This is a genomic window from Pelagicoccus enzymogenes (assembly GCF_014803405.1).
GTDB lineage: Bacteria > Verrucomicrobiota > Verrucomicrobiia > Opitutales > Opitutaceae > Pelagicoccus > Pelagicoccus enzymogenes.
On sequence record NZ_JACYFG010000006.1, the window covers coordinates 154222 to 172926 of the forward strand.

Consider the following 18705-nt stretch of genomic DNA (forward strand, 5'->3'; position numbering starts at 1 on the left):
TCGTAGACATAGCTTTTCTCATAGCAATTTCAGATAGAGGGGCCTAGAGACGGCGGAACAATTCTCCACTCGCCACTTAATCAGGGTTCTATAAATACTTGCTAAAAGTGATTAGCCAAAGCGGGCGAACACACTATTTGTTATAGCATAAATCCGTTTATAACTTTAATTATATACCCAGTGAAAAGCTTGGAAATTTTTGCCCTAGCAAAATAGTCCAGATACGACTAGGGCAAAGCTCGAATCTCAACAAAAACTCAAGGCAAAGTCCGCCTCACGCGAACTCCATCGGGCGCTTCAATCTCGACCTTGAGACTGCGATCAGCTTCACGAGTCCACGCTACTATGATAAGTCCCAGGCGATGTGGCAAAGAACCCTCAGCCTGATCAATTCCCTCGATTCGTTGCGGATCAAGAATCCAATGATCTGGATCACCCGCAAACTCCTGCCTTAAACCGAGCACCCACTTGGTGTACCAAACTGCTGGATACCCGCTCCATCCGTGACAGCGACTCCCCATTCCATCCTTAAATCGATAGAAACATTCCGGAAGGGTTCCAAATCCATCCTCAACCAGTGGCCCCCAATGCTGTCGGATTAAACTAAGGGCACGCTCACCATAGCCGCGCTCGGCCATCTCTGAAAGCAGATAACGGAAAAAGTACAACTCGATGTGCCCAGCAAATCTGCCCTCATTCAGCCCTAGCTCCAAGTTCCCCTCCAGAAATTCGAAAAGGTAACCTTGAACGCTCTCAACCTGACTTGCCGATCCTATCTTCAAGGACCATGCCAGCAGATTCGCATGGGCTGCAGGACTGTTCGAAAAGGTACTCTTTTTTTCGATACAAGCCGCAAAACGTCCTTCCGCGGCAATCCAAAGGGCGTCTGCAAACGCTTCCCTCACCTTCAAAGCCTCACCCTGAAAAGCTTCCGCTTCGTCGGTGCGACCGAGCTCGAGAGCTAGAGCAGCCGACTTTTCGAGGGCGAGAATCCGTAATGCGTTCAAAACCGCATTCGCATCTCCCTGCCGATCTTCGAGTCGCACCCCCCAATCTATAAACAGCTTCATTCCCTCGGCTCCCCAAAGTCCCGTAGAACCTGGCTGCCAAACCGAGCTGTCCCACAAACGCTGCAAGTTCGGCCACAGTTCCTCAACGATAGATTTATCGCCTGACATGGCCCAATGTTCCCAAAGGCCGAGCACCCAGATTAGCGAAAAGTCTTCGTGAGGCGTTCGATGATGGGCTGGCGCTACGCACGTAAACTGACCGTTCTCCAATTGCGATTGAGCAAAGAGCTGCAGGCAACGACGGGCGATGCGCAGGTCCGCGTCGATGAGACCTTGCAGTAGCTGATTGACCGTGAAGTCGCCGATGTAAGCTCCCCTCTCTCGCCATGGAGAATCTGAATACACGTCTTCCGCGCTACCAATTACCGTTGCTAGCGACGCTTTCCATATCGCCTCGTCAACCGCACTACCATCGGCAAAAGTACCCTTAGCGGCTTTGAGAGTCCGCGTCTCTACGACGTTAAGCGAATTCAATGTAGGTTTTTTCCCTGCACCAGCAGATGGATACATCACCACTTGCAGAAAATGCCCGCCCCGAGGATTAAGACCGGTAATTTTCTGCAAACCGCCTCGCAACACATAGCGATCGACGGTATGGACAAAGGGGTTCGTACGATAGAGATCAATCATACCGTTGGGCTGCTGCCATTCGTCGTAGCCCACGTCGATTATCTGCCCCGGCTCGGCGTCCACTTCGAGCTCCACATGGCTAAGGACCTCCCTTCCAAAATCGAAGACCCAAACCGTTCCCCCATCCATTTTTGAATCGCCCCCAAACTCAAACTTGAGTTTTTGCCACGCCATAAGGCGGGCCGGAGTGAGTTTCCACGGGTCTCCGTCAGCGGTCATCCAATCCGCGTTCTCCACCGGCTGCCCCGCCACGATCCACTCCTTTTGCGATTGCTCATCCAGCAAAGGCGATACGCGTAGTCGATCTTGACAATCCGCGGTCGGAAATGCGGAAGCCCGCAATCCTCGCGGCAAGCGAAACATACAGTCCCAATAAACCGTATTGGGCAGATACTTCACAAACCCGCAAATACAGTTCCACCCCCTCTTGAGAGACACAGCGCTGACCATACGGAGTCCCGAACTCTCTTCGGTGTCACTTCCAAAAACGTCACCACTAATCCAATACACTCCCCAGTGGTGCCAGAGATCGATGGTTTGCGACCGATCCGACTCTACCCAAAACTGAATCGCCAAACACTTGTCTCCTTCGATGATCCGCGGAGGACCAAGATACGTATCAGGAAAATGGATCCCAAAGATTTCGCCTATGTCCGCTAGCGATTCCTGCAAAACAAGCGAATGCGGCTCCGCTCTCTCGAACGAGGGCCCAGGCACATTCCTCGGAGCAGGCTCGCCCCAAGCCACCTCTGCTTCTGGGAGCAAACGCGCCGGCTCCCATCCATCGCCCAGGATTCCTGGCAGGTACCAGGCGTCCTCCGTGCAACGCGTGTCGCGAACCTCGACCGCATTGAGGGCGAAGGTGTAGAGAGCGGTGTCCTTCGCCCACCCGTCGAGGGCCCTCACTTTCCAGGAGCCCGGAGTGCTGAAGTCGATACTGCCACGCCCTCCCCATGCGATGAATCCATCGCGACCTTCAGGCATCGTTTGGAACGAAGAACAGCCGTAATGATGAACCTCTACCGCGATACAGTTCGGGCCAGAACCAAGAAACGGAGCCAAGTCTATGCTATCGAACAGGGGCGCCGATTGCACGAAGCGAGCGGGACCCGAGGACACAAAAGCCCCATTCACCCAAAGCCGGTAGCGAGTCTCCGCGAACAGGTGCAAACAAAGCTCTCCATCTTGCGAGCCATCGTATCCATCTAAATCTAAACGATAGAGCAGCACCTGGCTGCGGTGGGCTTCATCGACGGGCAAACCAACAAATCTGGCTCGTGGCGAAAACATTCTGAACTAGCTGCTTGGGATAAGAGGGGGAACGAGCACTCCAAGTTTGGGCGACTCATACGTGAGACGAACAAAACGGTATAAGTGCGTCACTTACATCCCCTATCAAACCGTTAACCCTGACTACCCTAATCCGAGATTTGTCCTTAACGAATTAACCTCGAAACGTCGTGACAGCCGCCTTCCCTTCGCGAGCTTACGTATTCTTTCAGCCAATCTCCTATTCCCATTTTTTCACGGCCAACTCCTGAAGATGACTCCCGCCTCGCTATCGCCAGAACAACTCGATGCCATCCTTGATCTGCAAGGACACGAACCTTGCCCCGGCGTGGAGATCGAATTCAAACGCATATTAGGAGATCTCCCTGATGGCCACTCAGTTTACGCTACAATCTACCGACCGAGCCAACCCTCAAGCCAGCCCGCACCCGGACTACTCGCCTTCCACGGAGGAGGATTTATCGTTGGCAACCCAAACGGCTGCGGCGAAATCGCAAAGATGCTAGCGCTTTCGCTAGGCATCACCACTGTATCCGCTTCCTACCGACTGGCAAGCGACGGCGAGCCAAGCTACCCAGGTATCTTCGAAGAAGCCTCGATATCTTGGCGTTGGATTTTGGATCACGCGGTCGAGCTCAATATCGACCCTTCACGGATAGCCGTAGCGGGGGAATCCGCCGGCGTCCTGCAAGCCGCCCATCTCGCAGTAGAAAGTCCCTTGCTCTCCCTCGACCCTCAGACTCCCAGGCCCGCTGCCCTCATCTCGCTTTGGGGATGCTTCGACTACGTGGTGCGCTGGTTCGACCGAGGCCAGTCCCCCGGTGCCGAAGCCGAACTGCTGGGCACCACTTACTTGCAAAACCCGCGGCTCTACCACATCGTGAGTCCCGTCAATTACGCCACAGCACCCCTCCCTCCCGCATTCCTAGTTTATGGAAGCCAAGACCGCGTCGTTCACCTGCGGCAAGGCGAGATCGCCCATGCCGCATGGCAAGCCGCCGGAGCTCGTAGCGAACTTAAAATCTTGGACAACATCGGGCACGACACGATCGGCGACACCCGAAAACCCCGTGAACAAGCCTTGCATGCAGCCGTCAAATTCCTCGCCGCCCACCTCTAGGTGGCGTCCTGCGAACTGACGATCTACTTTGTATCCAACCTTCTATGACACTCCCAACCTGATCCATGACGCCCCCTCCCCTATTCACCCGCGAGCCCGCCAACCCTATCGTCACTCCGGGCGGCCCTTCCTGGCGAAGGGCGGTCAGCTTCAACCCCGCCGTCTTTCACGACGGCCAGCAGTATTGGATGCTTGAACGCTGCGCCGGCAGTCTCCGCCCCTTCATCTGTCACCTCGGACTCCTAAGGAGCGGCGACGGCGTGAACTGGGAGCTCGCTTGCGACGAACCTGTATTCACCCCTGCCATGTGCGGCAGCCCCATCGGCAGCGTGCAAGATCCCCGCGTGACAAGACTGGAGGGGCGCTGGTGGCTCACGTTCGCCTACCGCCCCTACGCTTGGTCATCGCATCCCACAGGCGTCGGAGTACCTGAATCGCACGAGACCGACTTCCCAAACTTGCCACCCCTGCCGGACGCCGACGCGGCTGGCTCATCCAATGTCGCGAACGGTCGCTCGGACAACCTTACTCGATCCGGCCTCGCCGTATCCGACGATGGGCAAAACTGGAGCTTCCACTCCTGGATCACCCCTGCGGATATCGACGACCGTAATGTCATACTCTTCCCAGAAAAGATCGACGGACGCTACGCCGTGCTTCGCCGTCCCTTGGAAGCCACGAGCTCCTCTATTTGGCTAAGCTACTCGGATGATCTCGAAACCTGGACTGCCCCCGAACTCCTCGCCAAGGCTGCGTATCCATGGGAGAACAACCGCATCGGCGGTTCTTGCCCGCCTATCTGTACCGACGCCGGTTGGCTACTCTTCTATCACGGAGTGGAAACCACCGATCCATCCGTCAAGGCCGTCACTTATCGCATGGGCGCCATGCTTCTCGACTTAGCAGATCCCCAAAAAATCATCGCTCGCTGCCCGCTGCCGCTTTTCGAACCAGAAGCCTACTACGAACGCGTTGGCCTCTACATTCCCAATGTCGTCTTCCCCACCAGTTGCCTGGTGGAAGGCGACACGCTGCTGCTCTACTACGGAGCCTGTGACACCTCCATTGGCCTCGCCCGAGCCAGCCTCAGCGAGCTTCTATCTTTGCTACTCCGCCACCCGTTCTAGGACTCCCCGTAGTTAACGGATTCATGAGACCGTCCGCGTATCGCGCTCGCCTTGAATTCTTCATGATCCCTATAAACTAACTCTCCCGCCCCGCTCCATGATCATTACCCGAAAGAAAAAGGTCCCCGTTCACTGGCTCTTCTACGCCCAGTTGCCGCTCCTTCTCACGATATACGGCGAATCCGTTATTCACGCGCCCTTCCTCCTGCTCATGAAGAAATTCATGGACAACCCCGCGGCCATCATGGGGCTGATCAGTATGGAGATCTATATCAACCTGTTTGGAGCTCCTTTCATTTCGTGGCTGAGCGACCGCGTATGGACTCGCTGGGGACGCCGCAAATTCTTCGTCGTAATCGCTGACACGGGACGCGCCCTCTGCCTGCTCGCCATGCCCTTCGCGCCAAACGTCATAGTCCTGATCATCCTGCGTTGGGCGTTCAGTCTCGCCGGCAGCTTTGGCAGCATGACTCAAGCCTTGATCTACGAAGTCGTTCCACCTCCCCAACGCGGGCGGCTTTCCGGCTTCTTCCAAGCCTCCGTCCAATTTGGCAACATCATCTTTTTCTTCCTGCTGCTCGGTCGATTCGACGACTATTATTTCATGGGGCCGTTTCGCTATGTGACCGAACTCAGCGGCGGCGCCATCATGTTTTGGCTTTGCGCCTTCGTCCTGCTCGGCATCTCCGCTTTCGAAGCATTGGGCTTTCGCGAAATTAAGCCACCCGATGGCGGCAGCATAAACGACGGTAGAAAGCCCGGACAATCGATCTTCATCCACTTCTTCAAATCGTTCTACCAGGACGTATTCGCAAAAGACCTACTACCGATCTATCTCTTTGTATTCGTCACGATCATGTTCGCGGTAAACTTGGGGATTTTCCAGCCACTGCTCTACACCGAGCAATGGGGCTACTCGCTGCAGGACATGGGTAACACGATGGCAGTAGGAGCCATCTTCTCCATTACCTTCGCCCTCATAGCAGGTTGGTTCGCAGACCGCTATGGAAAGATCCAAACCTTCGTTCTCGCATCGGCAGGGTCGCTGATCATGAACATCTTCTATACAGTATGGGTAGCCTTCCAGCCAGACAACCGGCCCACACTAATCCAAATCATAGTCATCGGAAACATCACCCAAGCCTTCATGATGGTGAAATCAGTCGTCACTTACCCGCTGATGATGGAGTACGTGAAACGAAGCCGTATGGGCTCGGCAAGCGCAGGCATCTACCTCTTCCAAAACCTGTTTCGCAGCCTCGTTCTTCTGTTTGTGGGCGTCTGGCTGGTCTGGTGGTCGGTCTGGTTCTTCCCGCAAGCCGGCTACCAAACCGCGACCACTTTCCCCGACGAAATTGACGCGGATCAACTACGCTCAAAGATCGAATCGACCGGACTCGACCCCGACGACTACCTGCTGCGCCCAATTCATCAATACGGAGTCGACAAGGAAACGTCCATGCGTTGGTGGATACATCGCAACGATGAAGAAACGGCAGATATCTTAGCTGAGCTAAAAGATCTCAAGAACGAGCTATCCAGCCTCGAAGCAGAAGTCACTTCGCCCTTCTTAACGGAGCCAGAACGCGACGCTATCAGCGAGAAAATCGACACCGCGAAATCGCGCACCACTGAAATCAACGAAACACTTGAGCGCGGCAAATCCGAGCTACACCAAAAGCTTTACGCGGTGCTTGGCGAGACGCTCTTTGAACCAGGCGCCCAATTGAGCGACGCTCAATTCGAGGACGACACCTTGTTTCTCGCCCTAACGACGATTGAGGAACTCCCTCAGGAACAAGTCGAGTTGTTCGAGCAAAACCTCAACGGTCCGCAATACCAAGTCACTGCTAGCAAGAATGACCTATCCAGCTCTCGTTGGCGATCGGAGGTACGCGTCGAAGTCGTGGACGGAGAAACGCCGGGCTTGCAAGTTTTTGCGAAGTTCGATCCGAACTTCACCGGCATCTACCGGATTTTGAATACAGGAGATAATCTGATCCCAGCCTCCTTTGAGCTAGCAAATTCGATCAACAGCATCTTCCAAAGCGGGCTCGGCCGTGGTAACCAGCAATTCACGATCACTTCGGTTGAAAAAGAAACACGCGATGGTCAAGCAACGCTCAGCTTCGAGCTAAGCATCTCACAAAACGCTCTCACCTCGGACGCTTCCCTCTTGGCAGAAGCTCTTACCCAAGAACAAGCGATCGCAGACGCCAGCAGTCAGCAAATCGTGGACAACCGATACCGCTTCGAACTCCAACTCGCTAGCGAGGCAATGACAGCCAAAAATGCCGACTGGCTATCCCGCTCTCGAGCAGACGAAATCCGAAGCCGACTCGATTCCCTGATGCAGGGCGAGGCGTTCGCCCAAGGCTTAGCCACTGAAACCTACCTCCGCTTGGCAGACGTGCTCGCCTCGCAACCCTTCTACGTAAGCATCCCCGAAAACACGCCTCGTAGCAGACATACGGAGCGGGAGTATGAATACTTCTTTTCCAGCAAAACGCTGGAAATCGCGAGCGATCTGATAGGTTTCGCTATCATCTTCTTCATAATCTACATCGAGAAAAAAGGTGTCATTCGCCGCTACGGAGCAGAGGAGGATCTAAAACGATGAGCCCAGAAGAATTATACAAAGACGAAGCTAATATCGCGAAAGCGAGTGACGGACGTTGGTATTACACGCCCGACAAGTTCGCAGCCAAGCTTGCGTTCCTAATCGGAAGCCTAGCGATCACTGCTTTAGGCGTCATCCTCATTTGGGATCCCGCGGTCAGGTATCTATTCGGCGAACAGGAAATGGCTCGCATCACCCGCATCGAGAGAAACGATCCGGACACGGAGCCTCAACTGATCCGCTATCGCAAAGAGATCCCAGAAGGCGACTACTTTACGCGCTTCACTTACATCGCCACTGTCGACCAAGAAGATGGAAGCTCAAGGGACTTCACCCTCGCGATTGGTAGCCGCAGAAACGCGTTCGTGAACGTGAACGATGACGTCGAGATCATCTACTTCGCTGAAGACAGTCACGCGTATCAACTTTATGAACACCGCACCTGGTCCTTCGGAATCGGCTTCTTATTTGTCGGAGGCCTCCTTACATCCTGTGCGGTGCCAACTCTTTTGGCGGTCGGCAAACCAATCCTCATCGACGAGGAAGCCGCCGAAGACTTATCCGAGGATCCAACGCACGCTTAAAGCAGGAAGGCCAGTCGCCATAGACCGGCCTTCCCGCATAAGCTACCAAACCAAATTCTTTCGGATGTATTCAAAACTTTGGGATAGCGAATCGAAGGGATCCCCAGGACAAGTGTCCTGCTCCACAATGTAGTGCTCGCATCCCGCTGCTTCCGCTTCCCTGACAATTTCCACGAAATCCATATTTCCATTGCCGATCTCCGCATAGTCAGCGTCCAGAGAATCAGACTTGAGGCGATAGTCCTTCATGTGCAAAAGCGGTGATCGACCCTTCAGGCCACGCAACCAACCAGCTGGCGAACCGCCGCCCCTCTGCACCCAAAAAGTGTCAATCTCAGCCTGAAGGCAGCGGGCATCCGTCTCCTCGTAGATTCGCTCTAGGATGACCTTACCTCGGCTGTGCTGGAACTCGTGATGATGGTTGTGGTAGCACAATACCAAGCCCGCATCCGCCATCTTTCGACCGGCGTCGTTTAGTCCTTTGATCAGTGCATCCACTTCCTCGTCGTTAGAAAAGTCTACCCCCGCAGGGTAAGGATAAGCCGTGTAGCGTACGCCTAGTTTTTGCAGGCGGGCAATCACCTTATCAGTTTCGTTGAGGATCTGTTCCCCAGACTCGTGCGTAGCGCAAATCGTCAAACCCCGCTCGCCCAAGACTTCCACAAGCTCCTGCTCAGAAAACAAGTCTGCCGACAGTCCGCTGACCTGCACCGACTTGTATCCCATTTTCGATACTTTTTCGAATGTCGCCAAGGCGTCCTCGCGGGTTTTCACAAAATCCCTTAACGTATAAAGGATCACTCCAAACTGTTCTATTTTCGGCATTATCTATTCCTATTTATCTTTTCACCTTGCTTAGAAGGACTTCGCAAATTCGTCGCTATCTACCGACCCTCGCACTTCCACTCGAGCTTTGGGCTTCGAGGCAGCAATACGAGATTTGAGAAGAGCTTCATAACGCGAGCTATCCATCGGCAAGCTCACCTCTCCCCCTTCCGCAGCTGAAAGCAGCATCGCATTAGCAAGCTCGACCGAGTTCATCCCCTCCGCTGCAGGAGCTATCAAGAGCTCACCATCGAGTATCGCCTTGGCGAAGTTTTTCAGCACTCCAAGATGCTGTTCTCCTGTATTGGGGAAAGGGATCTCAACCTTCCAGGTGTCTGGCTTGCCGAACAGGTTTTTCGTTGTTTTCAGAAACTCGCGGTTCTCGACTTCGTTGCGCAGCCATTCGACTTTTCCATTTTCCAAGATGACCCGTCCTCTGGCGCAAGCGACCTCTAGGCGATTCGTTCCCGGAGCCTCGCCGGTCGTAGTGATCAGCACGCCCCGCTTACCATCCGCATATTTCATAACCGCAGTAACGCTATCCTCGACTTCGATGTCATGGAAACGACCGATCTGGCAATCCGCCCAAATCGTTTCTGGCATACCAAAGAGCCACTGCCAAAGGTCGAGCTGATGCGGACATTGGTTCATCAAAACGCCCCCACCTTCACCCGACCATGTGGCCCGCCAGCCGCCCGAGGCATAGTAGGCGTCGGGTCGATACCAGTCCGTGATGGTCCATTGCACTCTTTCGATTTCACCCAGCTCGCCGCTCTCGATCAAATGCTTCAACTTGAGGTAAGCCGGATCTGTGCGTTGGTTAAACATAGCCGCAAAGACGACGTCCTTACCCTTGCTCGCCTCGATCAAACGTTCGCAATCTGCTTTGTGAACTGATATCGGCTTCTCCACCAACAAGTGCAAACCTGCATCCAAAGTTTCGATACCGTATGTCGTATGGCTGTAATGAGGCGTACAAACAATCACAGCCTCCACCTCTCCAGACTTTATCAAATAGCTTCCAGACTCGAAGAAACGGATATCAGGGAAAGCTTTGGAAACGTCACTTCGCTCGTCCGCAATAGCTGCTAACTCCAAGCCCGGCACCTTCCCTTCCTTGATCATTCGTGCATGAGCGCTCCCCATGTTTCCTAATCCGATGATACCGACGCGAACTGATTTATCCATGTCGCAATAATAGCAAAACGACCCCTTCTTTGGAATGGACTCAAAGGAGCTTCTTTTGCACTTTCCTGTCATCTCATGAAACAAGAAACATTCAGAGGTTTAAAACTTTCCCTCTGCGACCGCTTGATTCTCCACAACAATCCACCGGGCTGGAACTGGCGTTCCAATATTCCGGATTACTACAATCTTTGGATTGCACTCTCAGGACCGGGAAAAATGTGGATCAACGACGAACTCATCCCCTTCTCGGCAGGTACAGCCATTCTGCTGTATCCGAACGATAGCGTTTATGCGGAACGGCTCGACTCGGCGGGAATGCGAAACATTGGCTTGCACTTTAGGTGCATCAACGAGCCTACCAACAAAAGAGGACTTGAGGCATTCAAACTCCGTCCCATCCAACTGAGAAGATTAAGCCTGATTCACGAAATGGCACGTTACCTCTCTGAAGTTCCCCTATCGCAACAGGAAGAGGCGAACGATTGGGCGACTAAGATATTTCATGTGTTCGCCCGTGATTGGCTGCTCGGTCCGGAGGACCCTCGCGACCAGATTATTCGAGCCCAAGTTGAGCGAATTAAAGAACGGCCCTATCAATCTTTTCCCACCGAGGAGCTCGCCAAGGAAGCTGGCTTATCGCTCTCGCAATACCGTCGACGTTTCGCGAAACTGACTCAAACCCAACCGAGAACTTTTTCGATCTTGCAACGTCTCGAAACAGCCAAACGCTTACTTCTCGAGAGTACTCTCAATATCGACCAGATCGCTCAAGCCCTCGGCTTCAACGACACTCCTTTTTTCTCCCGTCAATTTAGGAAGAAGACCGGAATGAGTCCTTCCGAATTCAGAGCTCAAAATCGCGAGGACTCCGTTTAACGAATTAATTGCAAGGCAGCTTCCCAAGCCGCCTTGCAGCAAACAAAAGCTCCAGCCCATAGATATGACTGATACAATCAAGCTAACCATCTGGAACGAATTTCGACACGAGAAGAGCAACCCAGCTGTGCAAAAGATCTATCCAAAAGGGATCCATTCGACCCTAGCCGAGTCCCTCGAGAAAGATGCCAAGATCGAGGTGAGCACCGCCACCCTAGACGAAGATCAGCACGGACTAAACGAGGAAGTGTTGAACAATACCGATGTATTGATCTGGTGGGGACACTGCGCCCACGGCGAGGTTTCCGACGAGATCGTCGAGAAAGTTCAGCAAAGAGTACTCTCGGGCATGGGCCTGATCGTCCTGCACTCCGGCCATTACTCGAAGATCTTCAAGCGCCTCATGGGCTCCAACTGCTCGCTTCGCTGGCGGGAAGCAGCAGAAAAAGAACGACTCTGGAATATCGCACCCGGACACCCCATCACCCAAGGGATTGGAGAATACGTCGAGCTTCTCAACGAGGAAATGTACGGCGAACGATTCGACATTCCAGAACCGGATCAGCTGATTTTCATCTCTTGGTTCGAAGGAGGAGAAGTCTTTCGCAGCGGAGCGACCTGGACTCGCGGCAATGGAAAAGTCTTTTACTTTCGCCCCGGTCACGAGACGTATCCAACCTACCACAACAAAGACGTTCAACAAGTGATCCGCAACGCGGTTCACTGGGCAAAGCCAATGGTAAACATCCCCACCAATCTCGCTCCCAACACCGAACCGCTCGAGTCCCTTTCCGAGAAAAGTGCCACATTTGGCGAAGCTGGCATCAAAGGCCAGTAGTCACAGGCTCGAAAGATGAAGCAACTTAAGTGCGCCGTCGTCGGCCTCGGCATGGGCAGGCACCACGTGAAAGCCTTCCACGAACACCCGGATTCCACTGTGGTCGCCCTTGTGGACCTCGACGAAAAACGGCTGAAGGATATCGGAGACCAGCACCAGATTCCTAATCGTTACCAATCGGTTGACGAACTATTCGCCAACGAGCAGCTGGACATCGTCAGCATCGCCACGCCAAACAGCCTGCACAAGCCCGTAGCCCTGCAAGCCTTCCAGCACGGAGCCCACGTCTTCTGCGAAAAGCCGGTCGCGCTCAACGCTCGGGAAGCGGAAGAGATGATCGCGGCATCCCAAAACGCCGACCGCCGGCTGATGATCAATTTTTCCTTTCGCTTCACACCGACCTCCTGGGCCCTCAAACGACAAGTTGACTCGGGAGCGATCGGCGACGTTTACGCAGGCCGAACCCGCTGGCTGCGCCGCGACGGGATGCCGGGCTTCGGCGGCTGGTTCGGCAAGAAGAGCTTAGCCGGCGGCGGGCCGTTGATCGATCTCGGCGTGCACCGACTCGACCTCGCTCTCTGGCTCATGGGATATCCAAAACCTAAATACGTATTGGCCACGACCGCCAATACGCTTGGTAAACAGAAAGCCGACGCAGCCGGAAAGGAATTCGACGTCGAAGATTTCGCTTCCGCCCAGATCACATTCGAAAAGGGCGTTAGCCTGCAAGTCGAGGCCTCGTGGATGGGACACATCAAGGAGGAAACCATGGAGACATCGCTGCTTGGCACGAGAGGCGGCTTGTCGCAAAACAACATCGATGGCAGCTACGACTTCCGAAGCTTCCTCTACACCGAATCGCAAGGCAGCAAACTCGATATCGAAATCAAAGGCGGCACCCAAGGCCCCCCTAGCGGCATGTACCACTTCGTCGATTGCATAAGCGCAGGACGTCCACACACCGCCACCGCCGAGGAGGGCCTACTCGTCATGAAAATCCTCGATGCCATCTACCTCAGCGCCGCATCGGGCCAGCCGGTCAGCCTCGCCTAGCTCCTTGATATGACAGCGGAAATCCAGCTTCTCGTTCGAGCCGACGACATTGGATCCAGCCACGCCGCGAACCTCGCCTGCGTCAAAGCCTTGCGCGACGGCATTGCCCGATCGGTCGAAATAATGGCCCCTTGCTCCTGGTTTCCCGAAGCAGTCTCCCTGCTTAAAGACCTTCCTGCCGGCCGCGATGTCGGCGTACACCTTACCCTTACGTCCGAATGGCCGAACGTGAAGTGGCGTCCACTTACGCACTGCCCAAGCTTAACCGACGAGCTAGGCTACTTCCTCCCCAGAATCTGGCCGCGCTTCGATGGCGATCTCTGCCTACGCAACAGGCCTTGGAAACGCGACGAAGTCGAAGCGGAATTTCGCGCTCAGATCGAACTCTGCCAAGCCCAACTCCCCGAGCTCAACCATCTCAGCTACCACATGGGCTGCAACGACGCAGATCCTCGAATCGGGACCCTCTGCCGCGAACTTGCCGTCGAGTACGAACTAGCGGCTGATCCCTTCGCCGCCGGATTTAAAAGCATTCCACTCGCGCCAAAATCCGAAATCGCCAATACGACGGAACGCCTCCACCAGGCCCTTTCCTGTCTCCAGCCTGGCAAGTGGATTTTGATCGACCATCCCTCTCTCGACAATGAGGAGATGCAAGGTATCTGTAATGTAAACGGCCGAAAAATAGCGCGAGAGCGACAACACTTTACTGATGCTTGCTGCAGTCCTTCTTTGCTAGAGCTCATTCGCCACCGAAACATCCAACTGGTCAGCTACGCCGCGAGGGGCTAGCCACGAATACAAGCAGTACCACCGACTGTATCCGTAAGAACAGTACCCGCCATGCCAGAGACGTCCCAAGCTAAGTCCGACAATTGGTGGCTGATCAAACGCCTTCTTAGGCTGATCTGGCGCTACCGCGGCAATAGCCTGAAGGTCATCAGCCTGCAAGGCGCCCTGCTCTGCCTGGGACTTGCGGGGCTCACCCTTACCGGACTTGGCATCGACTACATCCACTACTCCATCAGCGAATCGGGTATCACCGAGCAAAGCGTCGCCTATCCTGCCGGCAAGTTCGGGTTCACCGTACCCCGCCATTGGAAACCTATGGTCGCCATCGCAACCATCGCGGCAGCCATCCTCGCTTTCGCGATCCTACGTGGTCTCCTAAACTACGCCTACACGATTTCCCTCAACCAACTAGTACAAGGCAAACTTGTGGTCGACCTGAGAGGAGAAGTCTATGAACGCCTGCAACGCTTGAGCTTTCGCTTCTTCGACGCCAATACCACGGGATCCATCATCACTCGAGTCACTAGCGACGTACAATCCGTGCGTTTGTTCATGGATCAGGTCGTTATCCAGGTATTCATAATGAGCGTTTCCCTGACCATCTACACTCTCTACATGGTCAGCCTCAGTCCCAGCCTCACCCTAGCCTGCCTCGCCACCACTCCTATCCTTTGGCTGTTCACCACTGTATTCTCGCGACGGATACAACCTCTCTACGGTAAGAACCAAAAACTCGTCGACCGCCTTGTCCAGAGGTTCGCCGAAAACCTTCAAGGCATGCAGGTCATCAAAGCCTTCAACTTCGGAAACGACCAAAGGGCCGCCTTCGAAAAGGCCAACGAGAACGTATTCCAGCAGCAACGCAGCATCTTTTGGCGGGTGAGCCTTTTCTCCCCGACCGTCGGTTTCCTGACACGCGTCAACATCGCCGTGCTGCTCGGCTTCGGCGGTTGGCAGGTGATCAATGGACAACTGGCACTTGGATCCGGACTGGTCGTCTTCGCCGGCCTGCTCGAGCAGTTCTCCAACCAAGTCAATCAAGTCGCCAACGTCGCCAACAGCATGCAGCAGTCGCTTATCGGCGCCCGACGGGTCTTCGAAATTCTCGATGCACCCATCGAAGTCAAAGACGTTCCCCACCCGATTCATCGCCCAGCGATCAGTGGAAAGGTCTCCCTGCGAAACGTCAGCTTCGCCTACAACGGGACTCAGTCCGTAGTGGACGAAATAGACCTCGAGGTGCCGCCCGGCCAATGCGTCGCCATCCTCGGCGCTACTGGTTCCGGAAAATCTGCGCTCATGAGCCTGATCCCGCGCTTCTTCGACCCGCAGAGCGGACAGGTGATGATCGACGACATAGACGTGCGCCAACTCAAGCTCGAAGACCTCCGGCGCAGCATCGGCATCGTCTTCCAGGAGAGCTTCCTCTTTTCAAACACCGTCGCCGCCAATATCGCCTTCGGCCACCCCGAAGCAACTCGGGAACAAATCGAAAAAGCGGCCCGAATAGCCGCCGCCCACGACTTCATAAGCGCCCTCCCGCACGGCTACGAAACCATTCTCGGCGAAAACGGAAACACCTTGTCCGGCGGCCAAAAACAACGTCTCGCCATCGCCCGCGCGATCTTGCTCGAGCCACCAATCCTCCTTCTCGACGATCCTACCGCCGCCATCGACAGTGAAACGGAACAGGAAATTTTCACTGCCCTAGATCAAGCCATCGCAGGGCGAACCACCTTTCTCGTCGCCCACCGCCTCAACACCCTGAAAAGGGCCGACACCATAATCGTCATGGAGCGGGGGCGCATCGCCCAACGCGGCAGCCACCAAGAGCTCCTCCAACAAAGAGGCCCCTATCGTCGAGTCGCTCACCTGCAATTGGCAGACACGGGGGACTTGGAGAGTTTTTACAGAAAAGGAGACTTCGAATGAACGATCTAAAATCGCCTCGCGGCATCGACCGAACCCCACGAGAAATCGGCCTGCTGCAACGCCAACGAGACTCCGAGGAGGAAGCATTCACCCGTCCGCTGGAGTGGAGCTTGATCACCCGACTCATCAGCTACACCAAGCCCATCGCTTTCAAGCGAAACCTCCTCATAGCGCTCACCCTCGTCCGCGCTATCCAGCTCCCGCTTCTTGCTTGGATGGTCGGCAGCATCATCGCCGGTCCGATCGCCCAATTCGATACAGATCTCCTATTTTGGTCCGTCGCAGGCTACCTGCTCCTCGCTTTCAGCACCGATTTCCTCTTCCACTTCCGCCAGCGATTCGCCCAGGAAATCGGAGAAACCGTAGTGAAAACCTTGCGCAGCGAAATCTTCGAAGCCGTCCAGCGACAGCCGATGGCATTCTTTCAGCGCGTAAAGCTGGGGTCTATCATTGGTCGCATGACCTCGGACGTCCAGACCCTGCGTACTGCTATCCAAGACGTCTTCTTCGTTTCCATTGTACAAGTGGGAATTCTCGTTTTCGCCGCAAGCCTCATGGCGTATACCGATCTCGTCATGTTCGCCATCGTGGCCGCCCTCGCTCCGATCCTATGGGCAATCAATCGCCACTTCCGCTCGCGCCTCAGCCAATCGTCGCGACAAACGCAAGAGAGCTTCAGCCGGGTTACCGCAAACCTCGCCGAATCCGTCAACGGCATCCGCATCACCCAAGGCTTCGCTCGCGAATCACGCAACGCGGATCTTTTCCGCGCCCTCATCGTGGACCATGCTCGCTTCAATATGATGCTAGCCCGCACCTCCGCGCTGCTCATCCCTTTACTCGAGCTCAACAGCCAGTTCTTCATCGCCCTGCTGCTCTTCGTAGGCGGGTGGAGGACCCTCGACGGAGCCATGGAAATAGCAGACCTCATCCGTTTCTTCTTCCTCGCTAACCTCTGCTTCGGCCCCATCCAAACACTCGGCTCCCAATTCAACCAAGCCCTCATCGCCATGGCCGGAGCAGAACGCGTTTTCAAGCTGATCGACCAGGAGCCCGACTGGACCGACGCCCCTTCCGCCCAAGCCCTTCCTGCCAAAGACGCCTCCGGCATCGAAGTCGAATTTCGCGATGTCACCTTCTCCTACGTCGCCGGCAAACCCGTTCTCCACGACATCAACTTCAAGGCGGAAGCCGGGCAAAGCATCGCCCTCGTCGGGCACACCGGAAGCGGCAAGAGCTCCATCCTCAACCTTGTATCTAAATTTTACCTACCGGATAAGGGGCAAATCAAGCTGGACGGCCAAGACCTCCTAAACCTCACCTCCGATTCCATCCACGACCAGATGGGAATCGTGACTCAACAAAACTTTCTTTTCAGCGGCACCGTGCTCGACAATATCCGCATGCCCCGTCCCGAGGCGAGTGAAGCAGAGGTCCAAAAGATCCTTCTCGAACTGGACTGCGACGACCTCGTCGAAGACCTCTCCCATGGCCTCCACACCGACGTAGGCGAACGCGGAGCCTCGCTCTCGCTGGGCCAGCGACAACTCGTCTGCTTCGCCCGAGCCATGCTGGCAAACCCTCGCCTGCTTATTCTCGACGAAGCGACCAGCGCCATCGACTCCCTCACCGAAGCAAAGCTGCAAACCGCCCTCGAACGCCTCCTGCTCGGTCGCACCAGCTTCATCGTCGCCCACCGCTTAAGCACCATACGCAAGGCTGATTTGGTTCTCGTGCTCGACAAAGGACGCATCGTCGAACGCGGCACCCACGACAAACTGCTGCAAGCTGGAGGACCATACGCGACCCTCTGTCAAAATTTCTCAAGCTAGAGCTAGGAGCTCTGCAGCAGAGATTTCCTTCACTGAACGAAGCTTCTCGCCACTGCGCTCAACACTGTCCCAAGACGTCAGAAAATAAATCAGCCAGTCGTCTTCAAAGCCGACTAACCCTCAAACGACTTCAACAACGACTGCAAATTACTCAGGCTACGCTCCACGCTCTCCCAAGGAGAAAGATCCGCAGGGCGATCCTGCTCCACCACCAGCCATTCAACGCCAACCTTCACCGCAAACCGAGCCATCTCCGAGCAGGGCACAATCCCGTCTCCAACCTCTATAAACCGAGCTTTATCCCTTTCTCCACACGCCTCCTCGCAACCAGATTCTAGGCCCTGCAGATCCTTCATGTGCAACACCGCGATTCGGTCCGAGAAAAGTTCAGCGTAGGCCAACGGATCGACTCCAGCAAAAGTGGCCCACGCAATATCAAGATGCAAACGGAGCAATTGAGGATCGGTCTGCCGCATGAGCGCCTCTAAATAGCGCTCTCGCGAATCCGGTATCCTTGCGAACTCGTGGTCATGGTTGTGGTAGGTCAAAACGAGGCCCAACTCCCGACAACGCCTCCCCATCTTGTTGTAGAGCTCCGCGTCAGCGGCGATTTGTTCCGCCGACTCCGTAGGGCCCCAAGCGATACAAAGATGACGAGCGTCCATCTCGCTCGCTTGGCGAATCAAATCGTCTCCAAAATCAAGATACGAGTACTTCGTACAATGAGCGGCAACGAGCTCGATATCGATCCCTGACAGGCGCTCGGCAAACGCCTTGGGCGAAAGTCCGAGCCGCTCAAACACTCTGGCGTCCACTTCAACCCCAGCAAACCCGAGATTCGAGATACGACCGAGCGTAGCCCAAAAGTCCGCCTCTAGATCGTCCTTAACGATCCCAATCAACCCAATATTCGGTCTGTCCAAAATAG

At 54.9% G+C, this 18705-nt stretch carries 14 protein-coding genes; 10 read left to right on the plus strand and 4 right to left on the minus strand.

The genetic code is table 11. The features are described from left to right. Positions 1 to 257: 257 nt before the first annotated feature. Positions 258 to 2990: an alpha-L-rhamnosidase-related protein gene (locus tag IEN85_RS03270; protein WP_191615635.1), complete on the minus strand. Its 2733-nt coding sequence runs from the start codon at positions 2988 to 2990 to the stop codon at positions 258 to 260. A 253-nt stretch (positions 2991 to 3243) separates the two neighbouring features. On the opposite strand from IEN85_RS03270, the gene IEN85_RS03275 reads away from it, so the two are divergent. The 4 genes from IEN85_RS03275 (at position 3244) to IEN85_RS03290 (ending at position 8441) form a co-directional block, all read left to right on the plus strand. Then, positions 3244 to 4110 (plus strand): alpha/beta hydrolase, encoded by an 867-nt coding sequence (locus IEN85_RS03275; protein ID WP_191615636.1) that lies wholly within the window; start codon positions 3244 to 3246, stop codon positions 4108 to 4110. A 65-nt stretch (positions 4111 to 4175) separates the two neighbouring features. Further along, positions 4176 to 5237, plus strand: coding sequence for a glycoside hydrolase family 130 protein (locus IEN85_RS03280; protein ID WP_191615637.1), 1062 nt, complete (start codon positions 4176 to 4178; stop codon positions 5235 to 5237). A gap of 97 nt (positions 5238 to 5334) precedes the next feature. After that, positions 5335 to 7857 carry an MFS transporter gene (locus IEN85_RS03285; protein ID WP_191615638.1) on the plus strand — a complete coding sequence of 841 codons (2523 nt, stop codon included), beginning with the start codon at positions 5335 to 5337 and terminating at the stop codon, positions 7855 to 7857. Continuing rightward, the gene (locus IEN85_RS03290) at positions 7854 to 8441 is read left to right on the plus strand and encodes a hypothetical protein (RefSeq protein ID WP_191615639.1); all 588 of its coding nucleotides are present in this window, start codon (positions 7854 to 7856) and stop codon (positions 8439 to 8441) included. Before IEN85_RS03285 ends, IEN85_RS03290 begins: the two co-directional genes overlap by 4 nt. A 42-nt stretch (positions 8442 to 8483) precedes the next feature. Here the strand turns inward: IEN85_RS03290 and IEN85_RS03295 are convergent, their stop codons facing one another. Both IEN85_RS03295 and IEN85_RS03300 read right to left on the minus strand, forming a co-directional pair. Beyond that, the gene (locus IEN85_RS03295) at positions 8484 to 9266 is read right to left on the minus strand and encodes a sugar phosphate isomerase/epimerase family protein (RefSeq protein ID WP_191615640.1); all 783 of its coding nucleotides are present in this window, start codon (positions 9264 to 9266) and stop codon (positions 8484 to 8486) included. A gap of 30 nt (positions 9267 to 9296) precedes the next feature. Then, positions 9297 to 10454, minus strand: coding sequence for a Gfo/Idh/MocA family protein (locus IEN85_RS03300; protein WP_191615641.1), 1158 nt, complete (start codon positions 10452 to 10454; stop codon positions 9297 to 9299). A gap of 75 nt (positions 10455 to 10529) precedes the next feature. Between IEN85_RS03300 and IEN85_RS03305 the strand changes: the two genes are divergently transcribed. From IEN85_RS03305 to IEN85_RS03330, 6 genes are all read left to right on the plus strand, one after another. Further along, the gene (locus IEN85_RS03305; RefSeq protein WP_191615642.1) at positions 10530 to 11330 is read left to right on the plus strand and encodes a helix-turn-helix domain-containing protein; all 801 of its coding nucleotides are present in this window, start codon (positions 10530 to 10532) and stop codon (positions 11328 to 11330) included. Positions 11331 to 11394: 64 nt separating this feature from the next. Continuing rightward, on the plus strand, positions 11395 to 12168 hold the full coding sequence (locus IEN85_RS03310; RefSeq protein ID WP_191615643.1) for a ThuA domain-containing protein: 774 nt from the start codon (positions 11395 to 11397) through the stop codon (positions 12166 to 12168). Positions 12169 to 12183: 15 nt separating this feature from the next. After that, on the plus strand, positions 12184 to 13221 hold the full coding sequence (locus tag IEN85_RS03315; RefSeq protein WP_191615644.1) for a Gfo/Idh/MocA family protein: 1038 nt from the start codon (positions 12184 to 12186) through the stop codon (positions 13219 to 13221). Between the two features lie 9 nt (positions 13222 to 13230). Then, positions 13231 to 14013: a ChbG/HpnK family deacetylase gene (locus tag IEN85_RS03320; RefSeq protein WP_191615645.1), complete on the plus strand. Its 783-nt coding sequence runs from the start codon at positions 13231 to 13233 to the stop codon at positions 14011 to 14013. Between the two features lie 51 nt (positions 14014 to 14064). Continuing rightward, positions 14065 to 15945 carry an ABC transporter ATP-binding protein gene (locus IEN85_RS03325; protein WP_191615646.1) on the plus strand — a complete coding sequence of 627 codons (1881 nt, stop codon included), beginning with the start codon at positions 14065 to 14067 and terminating at the stop codon, positions 15943 to 15945. Then, positions 15942 to 17777 carry an ABC transporter ATP-binding protein gene (locus IEN85_RS03330; RefSeq protein WP_191615647.1) on the plus strand — a complete coding sequence of 612 codons (1836 nt, stop codon included), beginning with the start codon at positions 15942 to 15944 and terminating at the stop codon, positions 17775 to 17777. Before IEN85_RS03325 ends, IEN85_RS03330 begins: the two co-directional genes overlap by 4 nt. A 113-nt stretch (positions 17778 to 17890) precedes the next feature. On the opposite strand, the gene IEN85_RS03335 is transcribed toward IEN85_RS03330, so the two are convergent. After that, complete coding sequence (locus IEN85_RS03335) at positions 17891 to 18700, minus strand: sugar phosphate isomerase/epimerase family protein (protein ID WP_191615648.1); 810 nt, start codon at positions 18698 to 18700, stop codon at positions 17891 to 17893. Positions 18701 to 18705 lie beyond the last annotated feature (5 nt).

Coding starts and splice junctions, on each gene's coding strand:
- IEN85_RS03305 (WP_191615642.1), top strand. CDS start 10,530: ATGAAACAAGAAACATTCAGAGGTTTAAAACTTTCCCTCTGCGACCGC.
- IEN85_RS03315 (WP_191615644.1), top strand. CDS start 12,184: ATGAAGCAACTTAAGTGCGCCGTCGTCGGCCTCGGCATGGGCAGGCAC.
- IEN85_RS03320 (WP_191615645.1), top strand. CDS start 13,231: ATGACAGCGGAAATCCAGCTTCTCGTTCGAGCCGACGACATTGGATCC.
- IEN85_RS03330 (WP_191615647.1), top strand. CDS start 15,942: ATGAACGATCTAAAATCGCCTCGCGGCATCGACCGAACCCCACGAGAA.
- IEN85_RS03275 (WP_191615636.1), top strand. CDS start 3,244: ATGACTCCCGCCTCGCTATCGCCAGAACAACTCGATGCCATCCTTGAT.
- IEN85_RS03295 (WP_191615640.1), bottom strand. CDS start 9,266: ATGCCGAAAATAGAACAGTTTGGAGTGATCCTTTATACGTTAAGGGAT.
- IEN85_RS03290 (WP_191615639.1), top strand. CDS start 7,854: ATGAGCCCAGAAGAATTATACAAAGACGAAGCTAATATCGCGAAAGCG.
- IEN85_RS03325 (WP_191615646.1), top strand. CDS start 14,065: ATGCCAGAGACGTCCCAAGCTAAGTCCGACAATTGGTGGCTGATCAAA.
- IEN85_RS03280 (WP_191615637.1), top strand. CDS start 4,176: ATGACGCCCCCTCCCCTATTCACCCGCGAGCCCGCCAACCCTATCGTC.
- IEN85_RS03270 (WP_191615635.1), bottom strand. CDS start 2,990: ATGTTTTCGCCACGAGCCAGATTTGTTGGTTTGCCCGTCGATGAAGCC.
- IEN85_RS03285 (WP_191615638.1), top strand. CDS start 5,335: ATGATCATTACCCGAAAGAAAAAGGTCCCCGTTCACTGGCTCTTCTAC.
- IEN85_RS03300 (WP_191615641.1), bottom strand. CDS start 10,454: ATGGATAAATCAGTTCGCGTCGGTATCATCGGATTAGGAAACATGGGG.
- IEN85_RS03310 (WP_191615643.1), top strand. CDS start 11,395: ATGACTGATACAATCAAGCTAACCATCTGGAACGAATTTCGACACGAG.